Source organism: Streptomyces sp. NPDC002057 (assembly GCF_040296665.1).
Taxonomy (GTDB): Bacteria; Actinomycetota; Actinomycetes; order Streptomycetales; family Streptomycetaceae; genus Streptomyces.
Genome location: NZ_JBEOXR010000013.1, coordinates 52959 through 69998, shown reverse-complemented (window position 1 = coordinate 69998; position 17040 = coordinate 52959). Strand labels below are relative to the sequence as shown.

General features: G+C 72.9%; 17 protein-coding genes. 6 read left to right on the top strand and 11 right to left on the bottom strand.

Annotation, left to right across the window (positions count from 1 at the left end; all coding sequences use genetic code 11):
- Window positions 1-45: 45 nt before the first annotated feature.
- Entirely contained in the window at window positions 46-612 is a 567-nt protein-coding gene (locus ABT129_RS13840; protein ID WP_351900467.1) for a TetR/AcrR family transcriptional regulator, read from the bottom strand.
- A gap of 7 nt (window positions 613-619) precedes the next feature.
- Window positions 620-982, bottom strand: a complete 363-nt coding sequence (locus ABT129_RS13835; protein WP_351900466.1) for a DUF1304 domain-containing protein — start codon at window positions 980-982, stop codon at window positions 620-622.
- 227 nt (window positions 983-1209) lie between these two features.
- On the opposite strand from ABT129_RS13835, the gene ABT129_RS13830 reads away from it, so the two are divergent.
- The 3 genes from ABT129_RS13830 (at window position 1210) to ABT129_RS13820 (ending at window position 5835) form a co-directional block, all read left to right on the top strand.
- Window positions 1210-3036 (top strand): S8 family peptidase, encoded by a 1827-nt coding sequence (locus tag ABT129_RS13830; RefSeq protein ID WP_351900465.1) that lies wholly within the window; start codon window positions 1210-1212, stop codon window positions 3034-3036.
- A gap of 204 nt (window positions 3037-3240) precedes the next feature.
- Window positions 3241-4143: an AurF N-oxygenase family protein gene (locus tag ABT129_RS13825; protein WP_351900464.1), complete on the top strand. Its 903-nt coding sequence runs from the start codon at window positions 3241-3243 to the stop codon at window positions 4141-4143.
- Between the two features lie 33 nt (window positions 4144-4176).
- Window positions 4177-5835 (top strand): FAD-dependent oxidoreductase, encoded by a 1659-nt coding sequence (locus ABT129_RS13820; RefSeq protein ID WP_351900463.1) that lies wholly within the window; start codon window positions 4177-4179, stop codon window positions 5833-5835.
- Window positions 5836-5899: 64 nt separating this feature from the next.
- On the opposite strand, the gene ABT129_RS13815 is transcribed toward ABT129_RS13820, so the two are convergent.
- Both ABT129_RS13815 and ABT129_RS13810 read right to left on the bottom strand, forming a co-directional pair.
- Complete coding sequence (locus ABT129_RS13815) at window positions 5900-6478, bottom strand: Type-2Aa cytolytic delta-endotoxin (RefSeq protein WP_351900462.1); 579 nt, start codon at window positions 6476-6478, stop codon at window positions 5900-5902.
- Between the two features lie 95 nt (window positions 6479-6573).
- Window positions 6574-7365, bottom strand: coding sequence for a LysR family substrate-binding domain-containing protein (locus ABT129_RS13810; protein ID WP_351900461.1), 792 nt, complete (start codon window positions 7363-7365; stop codon window positions 6574-6576).
- A gap of 100 nt (window positions 7366-7465) precedes the next feature.
- Here ABT129_RS13810 and ABT129_RS13805 point away from each other — a divergent pair, with 100 nt between their 5' ends.
- The 3 genes from ABT129_RS13805 (at window position 7466) to ABT129_RS13795 (ending at window position 9814) form a co-directional block, all read left to right on the top strand.
- The gene (locus ABT129_RS13805) at window positions 7466-7864 is read left to right on the top strand and encodes a DUF5997 family protein (RefSeq protein ID WP_351900460.1); all 399 of its coding nucleotides are present in this window, start codon (window positions 7466-7468) and stop codon (window positions 7862-7864) included.
- 102 nt (window positions 7865-7966) lie between these two features.
- Entirely contained in the window at window positions 7967-8908 is a 942-nt protein-coding gene (locus ABT129_RS13800; protein WP_351900458.1) for a universal stress protein, read from the top strand.
- Between the two features lie 108 nt (window positions 8909-9016).
- The gene (locus ABT129_RS13795; RefSeq protein WP_351900457.1) at window positions 9017-9814 is read left to right on the top strand and encodes a VOC family protein; all 798 of its coding nucleotides are present in this window, start codon (window positions 9017-9019) and stop codon (window positions 9812-9814) included.
- A gap of 57 nt (window positions 9815-9871) precedes the next feature.
- On the opposite strand, the gene ABT129_RS13790 is transcribed toward ABT129_RS13795, so the two are convergent.
- The 7 genes from ABT129_RS13790 to ABT129_RS13760 form a co-directional block, all read right to left on the bottom strand.
- A complete protein-coding gene (locus tag ABT129_RS13790; RefSeq protein WP_351900456.1) occupies window positions 9872-11461 on the bottom strand; it encodes a hypothetical protein in 1590 nt (529 codons plus the stop codon).
- A gap of 116 nt (window positions 11462-11577) precedes the next feature.
- Complete coding sequence (locus tag ABT129_RS13785; RefSeq protein ID WP_351900454.1) at window positions 11578-11772, bottom strand: hypothetical protein; 195 nt, start codon at window positions 11770-11772, stop codon at window positions 11578-11580.
- Window positions 11773-11891: 119 nt separating this feature from the next.
- Window positions 11892-12584, bottom strand: a complete 693-nt coding sequence (locus ABT129_RS13780) for an ABC transporter ATP-binding protein (RefSeq protein ID WP_351900453.1) — start codon at window positions 12582-12584, stop codon at window positions 11892-11894.
- Window positions 12577-13575, bottom strand: a complete 999-nt coding sequence (locus ABT129_RS13775) for an ABC transporter ATP-binding protein (protein ID WP_351900544.1) — start codon at window positions 13573-13575, stop codon at window positions 12577-12579. The genes ABT129_RS13780 and ABT129_RS13775 overlap by 8 nt, the downstream gene beginning before the upstream one ends.
- A gap of 29 nt (window positions 13576-13604) precedes the next feature.
- On the bottom strand, window positions 13605-14441 hold the full coding sequence (locus ABT129_RS13770; protein WP_351900452.1) for an ABC transporter permease: 837 nt from the start codon (window positions 14439-14441) through the stop codon (window positions 13605-13607).
- Entirely contained in the window at window positions 14434-15426 is a 993-nt protein-coding gene (locus ABT129_RS13765) for an ABC transporter permease (RefSeq protein WP_351900450.1), read from the bottom strand. Before ABT129_RS13765 ends, ABT129_RS13770 begins: the two co-directional genes overlap by 8 nt.
- A complete protein-coding gene (locus tag ABT129_RS13760; RefSeq protein WP_351900449.1) occupies window positions 15423-17039 on the bottom strand; it encodes an ABC transporter substrate-binding protein in 1617 nt (538 codons plus the stop codon). The genes ABT129_RS13765 and ABT129_RS13760 overlap by 4 nt, the downstream gene beginning before the upstream one ends.
- Window position 17040 lies beyond the last annotated feature (1 nt).

The following is a 17040-nucleotide window of genomic DNA, read 5'->3' as shown; positions in this document are numbered from 1 at the left end:
GGCCGTGGGGGCGGGCGCCGACCGCTCCCGCCCGCACGGCTCCGGCTACCGCAGGGGTGTGCGGTGCAGGGTGACGAGGAGGCGCCAGATCTGGTGGGCGATCAGGTCGGAGTCGCCCTCCACGAGGCCGTGCAGCCAGTCGGCGAGCACCCCGGCGAAGGTCGCGGCCACGGCCGAGGCGATGAGTTCCGGCTCCGGGGCACCGGCCAGGCTGCGCTCGTGGAAGCTGCGGGCCCGCAGGTCCTCGTGGAGCACGAGGCCGAGCGGTCCGCCGCCGCCCGGGCGCAGCAGGGCCCGGTAGAGGCCGGCGTGCGGGGCGAGGCCGGCGAGGAAGCCGAGCAGCGCGGGCGGCGGTGCGGCGGGGTCGGGGGTGCCCCGCCAGGCGTGGAGGGCGTCCACCGCGTCGCGGACCACGTCGGCGCAGGCGTCGACGGCCAGCGCCTCCAGGTCGGCGTAGTGGACGTAGAAGGTGGCGCGGCCGACCCCGGCCCGGCGGACCAGCGCGGCGATGGTGACCTCCGCGAGCGGGCGCTCCGCGCACTCCTCGAAGAGGGCTCGGCGCAGTCTGGTCCGTGTCCTGGCGGCCCGGAGGTCCCCCGGTGTCGTGGTCACCGCCCGGTCACCGGCTCAGCAGGACGGCGCCGAGGGCGAGCGCGCCGGGGAGCGCCTGGGCGAGCAGGATGCGGCGGTTGGCGGTGGCGCCGCCGTAGAGGCCGGCGATGAGGACGCAGCCGAGGAAGAAGACCTGGACGCGGAATCCGGTCGGGTCGTCGGCGATCAGGCCCCAGACGAGTCCGGCGGCGAGGAAGCCGTTGTAGAGGCCCTGGTTCGCGGCGAGGGGTGCGGTGGCGCGGGCCATGTCGGCGTCGAAGCCGGAGAGTCCGCGTCCCGGCTTCTTCTGCCACAGGAACATCTCCAGAACCAGGATGTACACGTGCAGGGCGGCCACCAGGCCCACCAGCACGTTCGCCGTCGTCTCCATCGCCGTCTCCCACCACTCACACTTCCTGGACAGGTGTCCACTATACATGGACACCTGTCCAGGAAATCGGGCCATTCTGACGCTGTCCGGTCAACAGTGCGTAACGCGAACAGGCTTCTCGGACAGAACGCTTCCTTCCGCCCCGTGAGTCTGCGATCTTGCGTCCACCCCACACATCACAGGGCCCGGCGGGCGCCACCCGCGCCACCGGGTCATCGGAGGACGCATTGTTTTCCCTCATATCCAGCCGGTTGAGAACGTCGGCCATAGCCGTCGCCGCCCTCGGTACGACCGTGGCACTCGCCGCCCCCGCCGGATTCGCCCAGGCAGCACCGTCGGACACCGCGCCCGTCGCGGCCCGTTCGGCGGGGGCGACGACCACCACGACGGCCACCCAGGCCGCGGCGGCTCCGGCCGCCTGGGCCGCGGGCACCCGCGCCTACCTGGTGATCACGGCGCCCGGCGGCACCTCGGCGGTCAGCGGCGCCGTGGCGAGCAACGGCGGTTCCGTCTTCGCCACCTACGACGCGATCGGCGTGATCGTGGCGCACTCGACCTCCGCGTCGTTCGCCTCGTCGATGCGCACGGTCGGCGGCGTCCAGCAGGTCGGGGCGACCCGTACCTCCGACGTCCCCGCCGACGCCTACAACCCGGCGCTCCCGGCCAACCCCTCGCAGTCGACGACCACGCTCACGGAGTCGAACCGCTGGGACATGACGCAGATCAAGGCCGAGCAGGCCTGGGCGGTCACCACCGGTTCACCGACGGTGAAGGTCGGCGTCCTGGACACCGGCGTGGACGACCAGCACCAGGACATCGCGCCCAACTTCAACGCCGCCGACTCGGCCTCCTGCGCCTACGGCAAGGTGGACACGCGCGCGGGTTCCTGGCGTGACGTCGGCACCCACGGCACGCACGTCGCGGGCACGATCGCTGCCGCCAAGAACGGCAAGGGCGTCATCGGCGTCGCGCCGGGCGTGAAGATCTCCTCCGTCCGCATCGCGGAGCCGACCAGCAGCCTGTTCTTCGCGGAGAACACGATCTGCGGCTTCGTGTGGGCCGGTGACCACGGCTTCAAGGTCACCAACAACAGCTACTACACGGACCCGTGGCAGTTCAACTGCCCGGACAACGTGGACCAGGCCGCCATCATCGAGGGTGTCCGCCGGGCGCAGGCGTACGCCGAGGGCAAGGGCTCGCTCCAGGTCGCCGCCGCCGGCAACTCCAACTACGACCTGGCGAACAAGACGACCGACTCCGAGAGCCCCAACGACTCGACGCCGGTCACCCGCACGATCACCAACGCGTGCATCGACATCCCGACCGAGCTGCCCGGCGTCGTGACCGTCGCCGCGCAGGGCAACGGCGGCGCCAAGGCCTCGTACTCGAACTTCGGCAACGGCGTCATCGACATCGCGGCCCCCGGCGGCGACGGCGCCTCCGGTGTCTACTCGACGCTCCCGGGCGGCAAGTACGGCAACATGAACGGCACGTCGATGGCCTCCCCGCACGTGGCGGGCGTCGCGGCCCTGATCGCGAGCGTGAACCCGGCGTTCACCCCGGCGCAGATCCGGGACCAGCTGGGCGTCCAGGCCACCGACCGCGCGTGCCCCTCGGACACCCGCTGCAAGGGCACCACGACCAAGAACGGCTTCTTCGGTGAGGGCGCGGTCGACGCCCTGAAGGCCGTCGGGGGCACCACTCCGCCGCCCGGCAAGTACTTCGAGAACCTCGCCGACGTCACGATCGTGGACAACGGCACGGTCGAGAGCCCGATCACGGTCAGCGGTGTGACGGGCAACGCCCCGGCCACGCTGAAGGTGGGCGTGGACGTCAAGCACACCTACATCGGCGACCTGAAGGTCGATCTGGTGGCCCCGGACGGCACCGTCTACACGGTCCACAACCGGACCGGCAGCGGTACGGACAACATCGTCCAGACCTTCACGGTCAACGCGTCGTCCGAGGTCGCGAACGGGGTCTGGAAGCTGCGCGTGAACGACAACGCGAGCCAGGACACGGGCAAGATCGACGCCTGGAACCTGACCTTCTGACGCCGAAGCGCCTTCTTCACGCGTCCCGTTGACGGGGCCGGAGCCGACCTGGCTCCGGCCCCGTCCCGCGTTCGCCGGGAGAAAAAGTCCGTACCGGGGGGTAGGCCTGCCGCGGCCCTTGCTATACGTTCCGTCTAACAAGCTTGCTAGACGCGACGTCTAACAAGAGTCCCGAGCCGATCGCGCGACCCAAGGAGCCGCACCATGGCCAGCAGCACCGTTCGCCCGGACAACGAGGATCAGGATGTCGCCGAGCGACTGCTCCGGTCGGCCGCGAAGCTGTCGTACGACCCCGCCGTCGACGTCGACTGGGACACCCCCCTCGACAAGGACTTCCACGGGCAGAGCCCCGAGTGGAACTCCCTCTACGGCACGGCGTACTGGAACGAGATGACCGAGGAGCAGCAGAAGGAGCTGACCCGCCAGGAGACCGCCTCGGTGGCCAGCACCGGCATCTGGTTCGAGATGATCCTCCAGCAGATGGTGCTCCGCGACATCTACCGCATGGACCACACCGACCCCCGGTTCCAGTGGGCCCTCACCGAGATCGCCGACGAATGCCGGCACTCGATCATGTTCGCCCGCGGCTCCCAGAAGCTCGGCGCGCCCTCCTACCGGCCCAGGCGAGCCGTGCTCGAACTCGGGCGCTTCATGAAGACCGTCGGCTTCGGCGAGGCCGCGTACGCCGGCATCCTCGTCGCCGAGGAGGTCCTCGACGTCATGCAGCGCGACTGGATGCGCGACGAGCGGGTCGTCCCCTTCGTCCGCACCATCAGCAACATCCATGTCGTCGAGGAATCCCGGCACATGAAGTTCGCCCGGGACGAGACGCGCCGCCACCTCGCCCGCGCGGGCAGGACCCGCCGTCACTTCCAGGCCCTCGTCGTCGCCATCGCCGCGTACTACATCATCACCAGCCTGGTGAACCCCGAGGTGTACGTGCGCGCCGGACTCGACCCCGAGCGGGCCCGCCGCGAGGCCGCCGCCAACGAGCACTACAAGGCGCAGCTGCGCGCCAGTTGCTCCGGACTGATGGAGTTCCTCGCCGACGTCGGGATGCTGACCCGGCCCGCGCTCTTCTTCTACCAGCGCGCCCACCTCGTCTGACCCCTCCGAGCCGAGCAGAGCAGAGCCGACGACATGACCTACGCGATCACCCAGACGTGCTGCAACGACGCGACCTGCGTCGCCGTCTGTCCCGTCAACTGCATCCACCCGACGCCCGAGGAGCCGGACTTCGGCACCACGGACATGCTGTACGTCGACCCCGGGGCCTGCATCGACTGCGGCGCCTGCGCCGACGCCTGCCCCGTCGACGCGATCTTCCCGGTGGACCGGCTCACCGGACGGCTGCGGGAGTACGAGGCGATCAACGCGGAGTACTACGCGGACCGGACCCCCGCGCCGGCGCTCGCCTCGCCCAACTTCCACAGCTGGGGCGCGCCCGCCTTCCCCCGCTCGCTGCCCTCCGACTTCGCCCCGCTGCGGATCGCGGTCGTCGGCACCGGACCCGCCGGCATGTACGCCGCCGAGGACCTGCTCCTGCACACCAACGCCGAGGTCACCCTCGTCGACCGGCTGCCGGTGGCCGGCGGGCTCGTCCGGTACGGTGTGGCGCCCGACCACCCGGCCACCAAGGGGGCCGGGGAGACCTTCGCCCGCTTCCACTCCCACCCCCGGGTCCGGATGAGGCTGGGCGTGGAGGTCGGCAAGGAGGTCACCCCCGAGGAGCTGGCGGCCCACCACGACGCGGTCATCTACGCGGTGGGCGCGCCCTCCGACCGGCGGCTCGGCATCCCCGGCGAGGAGCTGCCCGGCAGCGTCTCGGCGACCTCCGTCGTCTCCTGGTACAACGCGCACCCCGAGACCGGCGCGGACGCCGTCCGGCTCTCCGCCGAGCGGGTCGTCGTGGTCGGCAACGGCAACGTCGCCCTCGACGTCGCCCGGGTCCTCGTCACGGACCCCGACGTCCTCGCCGGTACGGACATCGCCGACCACGCCCTCGCGGCCCTGCGGGGCACCCGGGTCCGCGAGGTGGTGCTGCTCGGCCGCCGGGGCCCCGAACACGCGGCGTACACGGCGTCCGAGCTGCTCGCCCTGAAGCACCTGCCGGGCGTGGACCTGGTCGTCGACGACGGGGACCCGCGCACCGGCGCGGCCGTCGACGCGGCGGCCGCCGGGGAGAAGGCGGCGCTCCTCGGGGACGTGGCCCGGGAGGCGGTGGACTGGACGCGCGCTCCCGCGCCGGACCGGCGCAGGATCGTGCTGCGCTTCCACTCCGCCCCCGTCGAGGCGCTCGGCACCGACTCCGTACGGGCGGTCCGGGTGACCGGGGCGGGCTCCGCGGACGGTACGGAGATCGCGGCGGGGCTCCTCGTCCGGGCGATCGGCTACCGGGGCGTGCCGCTGGCGGGGCTGCCCTTCGACGAGGCGACCGGCACGGTGCCGCACGAGGCGGGCCGGATCGCGGGGCTGCCCGGTGCCTACGTCGTCGGCTGGATCAAGCGCGGGCCCTCCGGGGGCATCGGGGCCAACCGCGCCTGCGCGGAGGAGACGGTCGGGACGCTGCTCGCGGACGCGGTCGCGGGCACGCTCCCGGCACCGACGGGCACGGCGCGGGAGTTCCGCCGGCTGGCACAGCGCCGCAGCCGGCACCTCGTCGACGCGCGGGGGCTCGCGGCCATCGACCGGACCGAGCGGGCCAGGGGCCGGGACGCGGGGCGTCCCCGGGTCAAGCTGGCCACGGTGCCGGAGCTGGTCGCGGCGGCCCGGGGCGGGCGGCGGCGCCCGAAGGACTGAGGGAGGCGGAGGGGCGGGGTCCGGCCCGGGACGGCGGGCCGGTGGAACACGTCGACGGGGGACGTCAGGCCACGAGACCCAGGGCCTGACGGACCACGATCGCGTTGAGCCGCACCGCGAACGGCACGACGTCGGTCAGTTCGAGGGCGACGGCCTCCGCCTTCGGCAGCTCGACGGTCACGTCGACGCAGAAGGCCAGGGCGTACATGTGCTCCCCGGTCTCCTCGTCCTGGAGGGCGAAGAACAGGTCCCGGTAGAACCGGGTCCGCTCCCCCGTCTCCTCGTAGAAGGAGAGACCGGGCTGTCCCTCCTGCGCGGCGAGCCCCGTGAAGGCCTGGACGAGCTCCCGCTCGACGGTGGCCCAGAACCCGGCCTCCGCGCACTCGGGCGGCAGCGCCTGCCGGACGGCCTCCTTGAGGGAGAGCACCATCACCAGGACGGGGGCGTACTCCTGGAGCCCCCAGCCCCGCACCATCCTCACCACGGTGCTGTCCGGAACGGCCGCCGCGGCCTGCCGTATCGCCTCGAAGTCGAAGTTGACGGTCGCCGGGGCGATCGCCTGCTGGAACACCCGGTCGATGGACCGGGCCTGGTCGAGATGGTCCGCGCCGACCTCGACGACGGTCCTGAAACTGGCGGCCAAAGCTCCTCCTGGGTGATCTCGATGATCAGGAGGGGTCAGTATGACGAGCGGCCGCCCGCCGGAGCGGGCGGCGTCCGCCGTACGGATGGGGCCGGTCAGGACCGCTTGCGGGGCTTCCCGCCGGTGCGGCCCCGGCCGGAGCCTCCGGCGCCGCCGGGCTTGCGGGCCGTGGGCCTGCCCGTACGCGCGCCGGCCCCCGGCTTCCCGGACCTGGCGGGCTTGCCCGCGCCCTTCTGCTCCTTCGGCTGCTTCTGGCCCTTCTGGGCCTCGGCGCGGCGGCCGCGGGTGCTGTTCACCGTGCGGCCCCGCACGATGCCGATGAACTCCTCCACCAGGTCGGGGGCCTCGTCGGCGGCCGGCCACGACAGGGCCACCCGCGACTGCGCGCCCTCCGTCAGCGTCCGGTAGGTGAGGTCCTTGCGGTGGTGCAGCCGCGCGAGGGACTGGGGCACGGCGAGCAGGCCGACACCCGCCGCGACCAGCTCGATGGCGTCGGCGGTCGTCGCGGGCCGCTCGTTCGCCGGGCGGCCGGGCGGGCGCTCCCAGCCGAGGGTGTCGTCGAGCGGGTGCAGGACGAGCTCCTCCGCGAGGTCCTCGGCCGACACCTCCTCGGCCGCCGCGAGCGCGTGGTCCTTGGGGAGGACGACGACCGTCGTCTCCGTGTAGAGCGGGATGGCGCTCAGATCGTCCCCGTCGACCGGGAGCCGGACCAGACCCGCGTCGGCCGCGCCCTCCCGGAGGGCGCCGAAGGCCTCGGCGGGCGTCAGGGAGAGGAGGGTAAGGGGCACGTCGGGCAGCCGCTCGTTCCAGACCCGCACCCACTTCGAGGGGGTCACTCCGGGGACGTACGCCAGCCGGAAGGAGGGGGAATCCGAGGCGGCGGCCACGGGGGAGTCTGAGGGGGAAGCGTCCGAGCCTGTCACCCCGCCAGGTTACCGGTAGCTGCCGTGGTCGGAACTCGGCCGCACGCTCGATACCCTTGACACCATGACGTCGCACCAGAACACCCAGACGATGAAGCCCGCCACCGCGGCGAAGAAGCTGGGTGTGTACCTCGAGGCCACCCCCGCGGAGTTCCAGGAGGGTGTCGTCTCGCGCTCCGAGCTGAACGAGCTCCAGACCGATCCGCCCGCCTGGCTCCAGGAGCTCCGGAAGAACGGCCCGCACCCCCGCCCGGTGGTCGCGCAGAAGCTCGGCGTCTCCATCGCCGGTCTCGCGCGCGGCGGCATCACCGAGGCGCTCACCACCGAGCAGATCGACGCCCTCAAGCAGGAGCTCCCCGAGTGGCTGCAGAAGGAGCGCGCCACCCAGGCGGAGGTCCGCAAGGAGACCGTCCGCATCAAGGAGCGCGACGCGGAGCGGGCGCGCCGCGACGAGAACGCCTGATCGTCTTCCCCAGGACCGGCCCCCCGTGCGAACGGGGGGCCGGTCCTGCTTCGTCTCCACGGGCCGGTGTGGCGTTCGCGCGGGCGCGGGAGTCATTCCCCCATGAGTGACACGAGCACCGCGTCCGGGCCGCCCGTCGTCGTCGGCGTGGACGGATCCGAGCACAGTCTCCGGGCCCTGGAGTGGGCCCTGAGCGCCGCCGAGCACCTGGGATCTCCGCTGGTCGTGGCCCATGTGCGCTCCGACGCCCTGCAGCTCGGCGCCGCCCGGATCGCCTCCCTCGGCGGGTCGCCCGAGATTCCCGACACGGTCGTGACGGCCGTACGGGAAAGGGTGGAGGAGCGCGGGCACGGCGTCCCCGTGCGGTACGAGTCCCTGGACGGGTCCGTGACCGACGCCCTGCCGACCGCGGCCCGGGGCGCACGGCTCCTGGTGACCGGTTCCCGTGGTCACGGCGGCTTCGCGAGCCTGCTGCTCGGCTCGACCAGCCGCACCCTCGCCTCGACGGCCCCCTGCCCGCTCGTCGTCGTCCCGCACGAGGCCCGCGCGGCCGTCCTGGAGGGCGGCGCGGAGGCGGGCCGGGTGCTGCTCGGACTGCAGACGGAGGAGACTCCGGACGAGGTGATCGCCTTCGCCTTCGGGGCGGCGCACCACCGGCGCGTCCCGCTGGAGGTGGTGACGGCGTTCCGGGTGCCCCCGCAGCCCAGCGCCCTGATGGTCTCCCCCGCCCCGGCGCTCCAGGTGCCGCCGCCCCTGCCGCTCGCGGACGAGACGGAGGGGCTCGTCCGGGGGGCGGCGCGGGAGCAGGAGGAACGGCTGGTCCCCTTCGCGGCACGGTGGCCGGGGGTCGACCTGCGCCCGGCGGTGGTGCCGGGGGACGCGGCGGGCCGCCTGGTGGAGGGCTCGCGGGACGCCGGACTGCTGGTCGTGGGCCGCCACCACCGGCACCGCTTCGGCTCGCTGCTGATCGGCTCGGTCGCCCACGCGGTGCTGCACCACGCGCACTGCCCGGTCGCCGTGGTCCCTCCGGCGCTCCCGGCCTGAGCGGGGCATCCGGGGGTCGCCACACCGTGTCACCGAGCGCCCCGGGGCGGCCGTGACTAGCGTGGCTCGTAGGAACACGTCATCGAAGCGGAAGTGGGAGTCACCGTCATGGGCGCATCACCCGCAGGCACGCCGATCTGGGCCGACGCGATGTTCAACGACGTCGAGGGCGCCAAGACGTTCTACGGCGACGTGCTCGGCTGGACCTTCGGCGAGTCCTCCTCCGAGTACGGCAACTACACGCAGGCGTTCAAGAACGGGAAGGCGGTCGCGGCCGTCGTGCCGCCGATGCCGGGCCAGGACGGCGACATGCCGTCGGCCTGGTGTCTGTACTTCTCCTCGCCCGACGCCGCCGCCACGGCGGAGAGGATCCGGAGCGCGGGCGGCACCGTCCTGATGGAGCCGATGCAGGTCGGCGACTTCGGCACGATGTGCCTCGCGCAGGAACCGTCGGGTGCCACGTTCGGCGTCTGGCAGCCGGGTCAGCACACGGGCTTCGAGCTGCAGGGCGAGACCGGCTCGTACGCCTGGGCCGAGGTCTTCACCCGGGAGCCGGCGAAGGCCGACCCGTTCTTCACCGCGGTCTTCGGATACGGCTCGAAGACGATGCGGGACGGGGAGATGGACTACCGGGTCTTCGACCTCGGTGCCGATCCGGTGCTCGGCCGGATGGTGATGACGGCGGAGGACTTCCCGCCGGAGATCCCCTCGTACATCCAGCTGTACTTCGCCGTCGACAACTGCGACAAGGCCGTCGAGGCGGCCGAACGCCTCGGCGGACGCAAGGTGTTCGGGCCGATGGACAGTCCCTTCGGCCGTTTCGCGGCGATCCTGGACCCGCAGGGGGCCGCGTTCGCCGTGATCGACGTCAGGACCACCGTCGGCGACATGCCCGAGTTCGTCTGAGCGGTACGGGAGGGCGAACCGCCCCGGGACCGGGGTCCCGGGGCGGTTCCGTGTGCGTCAGGCGGTGTCGCGGACGGCGATGATGCCGTTGAAGACGCCCACGTACGCGGTGCCGTCGGGTCCGAGGGTGATCGGGGCCCAGTTGTTGTCGTACGAGAGGCCGGTGCCGGTGAAGCGGCTGAAGACCCGCCGGCCGGAGCGGAAGTCGACGGCGGTGAGGTACCAGGCGTCGATGCCCCAGGAGTTGGGGCGCTTCTCGTAGAAGTAGAGCAGTCCGTTGGCGGTGGAGAGCTTCGGCACGGTCGACGGCGAGCGGACGTCACTCTCCCAGACGGTGTCGCAACCGCTGCCGTCAGCGCGGACGTCGATCCGGGTCGCGCCGCCGACGACGCTCTTGCCGAGGAGGAGCGTGCTCGGGTTCTCGTAGCCGTAGTTGTTCTCGACGACGAGGCTGTTGCCCCAGCTGATCAGCGAGTTGTCGGTGGTGGAGGCTCCGGAGCCGAAGACCGGCACCTTGCAGACGAGGCGCTCGGCGGCGGGGACGTCGACGCCCCTGCGGTAGACGAGGACGTTCATCCGGTCGTCGGCGTTGTCGGTGATGGCGACGTACTCGTCACCGGTGCCGAAGAGGTCGGGGGTGGTGCCCGAACCCTGGTTCACCGAACCGGGCTTGGTGCCGGTCCCCCGGTCGTACACCTCGCGCCACCGCACGCGCGGGACCCCGTCGGCGTCGGCCTCGAAGCTGTACAGGGCGTGGTCGGTGACGAGGGAGACGCCGTCCTCGGCGACGGAGAAGGAGTTCTGGATCTCCTCGCCCGCCAGGCGGATCGCGCGGAGCGCGCCCGTGGCGGGGTCGACGGTGCCGACGCGGCCGAGACGGGTGACCCACCAGATGCGGCCGTCCCAGTCCGGCATGACGGAGGTGACGGGGTCGCAGACGCCGCTGGGGAAGAGGTTGGTCCAGGTGACACAGTCGTGCGGGACGAGGGAGGTGAGGTCCCAGTCGTTCTCGACGACGAACTCCCAGGCGCCGTCGGCCTTCTGGCGGTGGGCGATGCGCTGGATGTGCTGCCGGGAGTCGGCGAGGACGACCCGGTCCTGGTTGTCGAGGTAGAAGTAGGCGCCGCCGGAGGTGTCCTTGAAGATCTTCTCGAAGTCCAGGCGGGTGATGGCCTCGACCGTGGAGGAGCGCTGCGGCAGCTTGTACTCGGCGAGGGTGTCCAGGGTGCCCGGGTCGAGCAGCTTCAGCAGGAAGCCGTTGAAGGTGCCGCACACGGTGACGAGCCGGCCGCCGGAGTCGAAGGTGACGGTGGCGCACTCACCGCCGACGGGGGCGATCTTCTCGCTGTCCACCCGCGGGGCGCGGCCGAGCGGCCCGGGGTAGGGGTGGGTGCCGCTGCCCGCCCCGTCGGCGTGCATGCCGCTGCGCCCGTTGGGGGCGAGGTAGGGGTGCTGGGCGGTGCCCTTGCCGGGCACGGGCCGGGCGGTGCCGGGGGCGCCGTCGTAGTGGTCGACGAGCCGGTGTCCGATGGCGAGCGGTATCTCCTCGGCCTGGGCGACGGGGGCGGCGCCCGCGAGGAGGGTCGCGCTCAGCGCGGCGATCAGCACGAGCGCGCGTGCTCGTCTTCGTGGCGGGGGCGTGGTCACTGCGGCTCCTCGGGTTGCTGGCGTCTGTCGCGCCGGCGCCCGACGCTAGGCCCGAGTCCGTGAGATGTACATGCAACTGGCCTGTGTTTCACAGGCAGTTCACGACCGCGCAATGATCACGGCCTGAGGCTGGAGACCACGTCGGCGGTGGCCGCGACCCCGTTGTGGATGGTGGGCGCCATGCTGGTGCCGGCGAGGAAGAAGCCGAGCAGGGCGCAGACGAGCGCGTGGGTCAGTTTGAGCCCGCCGCTGCGCAGGAAGATCACGGCCAGCACCAGCAGCAGCAGCACGACAGAAATGGAAACGGCCATCGCGTTCACGTCCCTCCGTCGCCGCACCGGAATTGCGGCGTTCGGCGGACAGTGTGGCGGAATGCGCGGTCCGTCCGGGCGTACGGCGCGGCGGCCATACGGGTGAGATCCGTCCGGGCTCAGTCGCCGGGCGGCGTCGGCGCGGGGCTCTCGTCGGCGGGCAGGCAGTCCTTCCACTCCACCGTCCGGTCGCACCAGCGGCTCAGCAGGACGCGGTCGTGGCCGACGGCGAGGAGGCCGGCGCCGGTGTCGGCACGGTAGGCCTCGACGGCGGCGACCAGGGCGGCCGTCGTGGAGGCGTCGAGCATCGCGGTCATCTCGTCGCAGATCAGCCAGCGGGGGCGCAGGGCCAGGGCCCGTCCCAGGCAGGCGCGTTGGAGCTGGCCGTCGCTGACCTCGTGGGGGCGGCGGACGAGGAGGTCGGGGGTGAGGCCGACGGCCGGGGCGAGTTCGGCGAGCCGGGCCGGGGCCTCGGCGCGCCGTCCGGTGGCGCGCAGCGGCTCCACGACGAGGTCGGCGAGGGTGAGCCGGGGGTCGGCGGCGGTGCGGGGCTGCTGGAAGACGACGCCGACGGCGGTGCGGAGTTCGCGCGGGGCGCGGTGGCGCCAGGCGCGGATCTCGGTGCCGTCGAGGACGAGGCGGCCCGCGTGGGGGCGGTGGAGGAGCGCGGCGACCCGGGCGAGGGTGGACTTGCCGCAGCCGCTGGGGCCGAGGAGGCCGACGGACTCGCCGGGGGCGACGGTGAGCGAGGCGCCCCGGAAGACGGGGGTGCGGCGGTCGTAGCCGGCGGTGACGGCGTCGAGTTCAAGCACGGGGGCGCTCCGGGTGGTGGCAGGCCACGCCGGCGGTGAACGCGGGTCGGGTGGCGCAGAGTTCGGTGGCCGCGGGGCAGCGCGGGGCGAAGGCGCACCCCTCGGGCAGCGCGGAGAGTTCCGGGGGCATGCCGGGGATCGGGGTGAACGCCCGGTCGGGGAGGGCGTCGAGGAGTCCCCTGGCGTAGGGGTGGCGGGGGCCCGGGGGGCCGAAGAAGCGGTGCGCGGGGGCGATCTCGACGATCCGGCCCGCGTACATGACGGCGACGCGGTCGGCGATGCGTTCGGCGGCGGCCAGGTCGTGGGTGATGAGGAGCAGGCCGCGGCCGTCGTCGGCGTGGCGGCGCAGTTCGTCGACGGTGCGGTCGACGAGGTCGCGGTCGAGGCCGGTGGTGGGCTCGTCGGCGAGGAGCAGGCGGGCGTCGCCGATGAGGGCGAGGGCGGTGGCGGCGCGCTGGGCCAGGCCGCCGGAGAGTTCGTGCGGGTAGCGGTCGAGGTGTCCGGCGGGGAAGGCGGCCCGTGCGGCGGCGTCCTCGGCGGCCTTCCCGCGCTCCCGGCGGGAGGTGCCGGTGAGGGCGCGGACGGTCTCCTCCAGCTGGGACCGTACGGTGCGGACGGGGGTGAGGTGGGCGGCGGGGCTCTGCGGTACGAGGCCGACGCGGCGGCCCCGTACGGTGCGGGCGAGGGTCTTCTCGTCGGCGGCGAGCAGGTCGACGGCGCCGGTGGACCCCTCGGGGGCCGCGAGCAGCGCCGTGCCCGAGGTCTCCGCGTTGGCGGGCAGCAGTCCGAGGAGCGCGGAGGCGAGGACGGACTTGCCGCAGCCGCTCTCGCCGACGAGGGCGAGGCACTCCCCCGCCGCGAGGTCGAAGTCGGCGTCGGTGACCGCGGCGACGGTGCGGCCACCCCGGAGCCGGAACCGCACGGTGAGGTCGCGGACACTGAGAACGGCGTCCCCGGCCCGCTCGGCGGCGACGGCGTCGAGAGCGCGCAGGACCTTGCGCCCGGGAGCGGAGGGGGCGTTCACAGCATCAGCTCCGATCGGCGGCGCGGGTTGAGACGGTCGCGCCAGACGCCGGCGAGCCCGGCGATGGCGAGGGTCGGCACGATGAGCAGGACGCCGGGGAAGAGGGTGGGCCAGCCGTACCCGGCGAGGAGCGAGGAGCGCGCGTTCTGCACGAGGTTGCCGAGGCTGGCCTGGTGGCTGGGCAGGCCCAGGCCGAGGAAGGACAGCGCGGACTCGTGCCACATGGCGTGCGGGACCATCAGGACGGCGGCGAGTCCGGCCTGCGGCAGGACGGCGGGCAGCAGGTGCCGGACGGTGACGCGCCACCGGGAGGCGCCGCCGGAGACGGCGGCGTCGACGAACGGCCGGGTGCGCAGGGAGAGGACCTCGGAGCGCACGATCCGGGCGGTGGAGAGCCAGTGGGTGACGGCGACGGAGGCGATGACGGGCCAGACGCCGGGCCGGAAGAGGGCCACCACGAAGATGCCGAGGAGCAGGTGCGGCACGGAGGAGAAGGCGTCGACGAGCCGCATCAGGGTGCGGTCGATCCAGCCGCCGAGCGCCCCGGCCGCCGCTCCGACGGCGGTGCCGACGACGGTGGCGACGAGCGCGGCGACGAGTCCCACGAGGAGGGAGACCCGCAGGCCGTAGACGCAGCGCAGGAGGAGGTCGCGGCCGAGGTCGTCGGTGCCGAAGGGGTGCTCCCAGGAGGGCGGGAGGAGCTTCTGCGAGAGGTCGACGGCCTGTTCGTCGAGCTGGACGAGCGGCGGCACCACGAGGACGGCGAGGAGGACGACGCCGACGACGAGGGCGGAGCTCCAGAGCCGCAGGCGGTGGGTGCGCGGGTCAGCCATCGAAGCCCACCCTGGGGTCGGCGAGTCCGTACAGGAGGTCGGAGAGGAGGTTGCCGAGGAGTACGGCGGCGGTGGCGAGCACCGTGAGCGCGGCGAGGAGCGGGAAGTCGACGGAGGTGGCCGCGGTGACGGTGGCGGCGGCGATGCCGGGCCAGCTGAAGACGGTCTCCACGAGCAGGGCTCCGGTGATCAGCTCGGGGACGCGGGAGCCGACGAGGGTGAGCATGGGCAGCATTCCGGAGCGGAGGGCGTGGCCCGTGAGGACGGTGCGTTCGCGCAGGCCGCGGGCGCGGGCGCCGCGCACGGGGTCCTCGTCGAGGGCGTCGCCGACGCCCTGGCGGACGTAGAGGAAGAACCACGGCAGCTGCGAGACGCCGAGGACCAGCGCGGGCAGCACGAGGTGGCGGGCGACCTGGTCGAAGGTGACGGTGTCGCTCGCGGTGTCGGTGAGGCCGCCGGCGGGCAGGGCGCCCAGCTGGAGGGCGAAGAACCAGATGGCGAGGAGGCCGAGCCAGAAGGCGGGGGCGGCTTCCAGGGTGTACGCGACGGAGCTGACGGCCCGGTCGACGAGGCCGCCGCGGCGGCGTCCGGCGAGGACGCCGAGGAGGGTGCCGAGGGCGATGGCGACGAGGAAGGCGGTGACGGCGAGGAGGACGGACCAGCCGAGGCGTTCGCCGATGACCTCGGCGACGGGGCGGCGCATGACGGCGGAGTCGCCGAGGTCGCCGGTGAGGGCCGAGGTGAGCCACTCCCACCAGCGGGTGAGGAGGGGCCGGTCGACGCCGAGGTTGGCGCGGAGCTGGTCGAGGTTCTCCTGCGAGGCGGTGAGTCCGGCGGTGCCGGCGTAGGCCTTGACGGGGTCGAACGGGGAGGCTTCGGCGACGGCGAACACCGCGAAGGTGACGGCGAGGAGGACGGGGACGGCGGCCAGGGCGCGCCGTCCCGTCATCCGCGCCATGGCCCCCCAGGGGAGGCGGCGCTTCACTTCTGCGTCGCTGCGGCGGTCTTCGGCTTCCAGCTCTCGACGTTCCACCAGGGACCGGAGGCGAGACCGTGGTCGTGCGGCTCGGTCTGGGTGTCGAGGCCGTCCCAGGCGTCGTCGACGACGTAGAGGTGGTCGATGTGGGTGAGGAAGGTGTAGCCGGGGTTCTTCACCAGTTCGCGCTGGACGGTGTCGTACGCGGCACGGCGCTCGGTGAGGTCGTCGGTGCGGCGGCCGTCCTCCAGGGCGCGGTCGACGGCCTTGTTGTCGTACCAGGCCATGTTGTTGAAGCCGTCGCCGGCGAGGGCGGAGTTCAGGAGCAGGTACTGGTCGAAGTCGGGGTCGCCGGGCGAGCCGCCGCCCGCGAGGACCGCGTCGGTCTTCATCCGGGGCTCGATGACCTCCCAGGTGCCGGCCTGGGCGGTGATGTCGATGCCGGCCTTCTTGGCGTCGGAGACGTACGCGAGGGCGTGGTCCTGGCGGAGCTTGTCGCCGGAGAGGTACCAGATCGGGAAGGTGGCGCGGACGCCGTTCCTGACGCGGACGCCGTCGGGGCCGGGCTTCCAGCCGGCCTCGTCGAGGATCTTCCGCGCGCCGGCGAGGTCGTGGCGGCGCTCGGTGCCCTTCGCGAACCAGGGGCTGTCGGTGGGGACGGGCCCGTAGGCGGGCTTCCCGGCCCCTTCGAGGATCTTGTCGACCATGGCCTGCCGGTCGACGGCGAGGTCGAGGGCGCGCCGGACGGCGGTGTCGCCGGCGACCTTGTTGTGGGTGGGGAGGGTGACCGTACGGTAGTCGTAGGTCTTCGCCTGCCACGTCTTCTTCGCCTTGTCGCCCTTGAACCCGGCGGCGAGGTTGGGCGGCAGGACGGCGCCGTCGAGGTCTCCGGCGCGGAGCCGGGTGGCGCGGACGTCGTCGTCCTTGATGATCGCCATGGTGAACTTCTTCACCGCGGGCGCGCCGTTCCAGTAGGTCGGGTTGGCCTTGAAGCTGAGCTTCTCGCCCTTGGACCAGCCGGTGAGGACGTAGGGGCCGGTGCCGATCGGCTTGGTGGTGAAGGCACCGGTGTTGACGTCCTGCGCCGCCGCGACGTGCTGGGGGGCGATGGCGTGGACGGTGCGCTCGGCGAAGGGCGCGTAGGGGTACTTGAGCCGGAAGACGACGGTGTCGTCGCCGACCGCCTCGACGCTCTTGAGGGCGTCGAGTTCGGTGCGGGAGGCGTTGTTCGTCTTCGGGTCGAGGATCGTCCGGTAGGTGAAGACGACGTCCTTCGCCGTGAAGGGGGCACCGTCGCTGAAGGTGACGCCCTTGCGGAGGGTGTACGTGTAGGTGAGGCCGCCGTCGCCGATCCGCGGCAGCTTGCTCGCGAGCGCCGGCTGGAGCTTCATGTCGGCGTCGAAGGCGAGGAGCCCGTCGAAGATCTTGGAGTTGCCGTCCTTGCCGTATCCGAGGAGCGGGCTGAGGGTCTCCGGCTCGTAGGCGATGCCGACGACCGCGGAATCCTTGGGTCCGCCGGTGCCCCCGGCGGTGGAGCCGGGGTTCGAGCAGGCCGCCGCCGTGAGGGCCAGGGCCCCCGTGAGCGTCGCGGCGGCCGTGCCGCGGAGGAATCGGGCGGTCATC